1 pseudogene is annotated in these 1,032 nt (G+C 54.8%); it reads right to left on the bottom strand.

From position 1 onward, the window contains the following. Positions 1-981 (bottom strand): annotated as a pseudogene (locus FHW66_RS21085) (IS3 family transposase); the annotation flags it as partial. Positions 982-1,032 lie beyond the last annotated feature (51 nt).

Genomic DNA, 1,032 nt, shown 5'->3' with positions numbered 1-1,032 from the left:
GGTAAGAGACGATTTCACCGTTGTACAGATCCATGATGGGCGAGAGGTAGAGCTTTTCGCCACCAACGTTGAACTCGGTCACATCGGTAACCCATTTCTCTGCGAACTGCTTTGCTTTGAACTGCCGCTGCAGCAAATTGGCCACAGTGACGTGGCCTGCTCCCCGATATGAGCGGTACTTCTTCGGTCTCACCAGCGATTTCAAGCCCAATACGCCCATCAGGCGCTGTACGGTCTTGTGGTTAATCATCTCACCAGCTTGCCGCAGCGCGGCCGTCACCCGTCGATAGCCATAGCGGCCCTTGTGCCGCTCATAGATCTTGCGGATACGCGACTTCAGCGCGGCATGCTTGTCGCTCACCTCTTGCGCTTTGACCTGGTAATAGAACGTACTGCGCGACAGGCCTGCAACTCGCAGAAGCAGGCGTAATGCAAAGGACGGCCTCAATTCAAGCACTAGCCGCGCTTTTTCAGCGCAGCTTTCTCTTTGGCTTGCATCAAGGCCCCTAATTTTTTTAAGTAGGCTACCTCCGCGCGCAGGTATTCGACCTCATCCTCAAGGTCCTTGCGGGAGCGCGTTTCGTCGGCTTTCTTCTGCGGCGCCGGCACCGGGAATTTGGGTTTCATCATCTTCGGGCGTCCTTTTGGCTTGGGCTTCAATCCATCCAAGCCTTGCTCATGATACAGGCGCTCCCACCGACTCACCGTCCCACAACCACGAAGATTGAACACCGCCTCGACTTCCCGATACGACATCCGTTCCTTCTTCATCCGCTTCAGCACCGAGAGCTTGAACTCGGCGCTGTAATGTTCGAACTTCTTGTTCAGTCCGTTCAGGCCATGATGCCGGTAACTCTGCACCCAGCGACGTACCGTCGAATGGTCTAGTCTGTATTCTTTGCCAACGCCCTTCGCGCTGCCGCCGTCACTCAGGTAGCGTTGCACTACCTCATGCTTGAATTTCGTTTCGTACTTCGCCATGAAAAACACCCCAAAGGTTGGATTGGTGTCCAACTTTTGGGGTGCGGTTCA

The organism is Herbaspirillum sp. Sphag64 (genome assembly GCF_014192645.1).
GTDB lineage: Bacteria > Pseudomonadota > Gammaproteobacteria > Burkholderiales > Burkholderiaceae_D > Herbaspirillum.
This window is presented reverse-complemented; position numbering and strand designations above follow the sequence as displayed.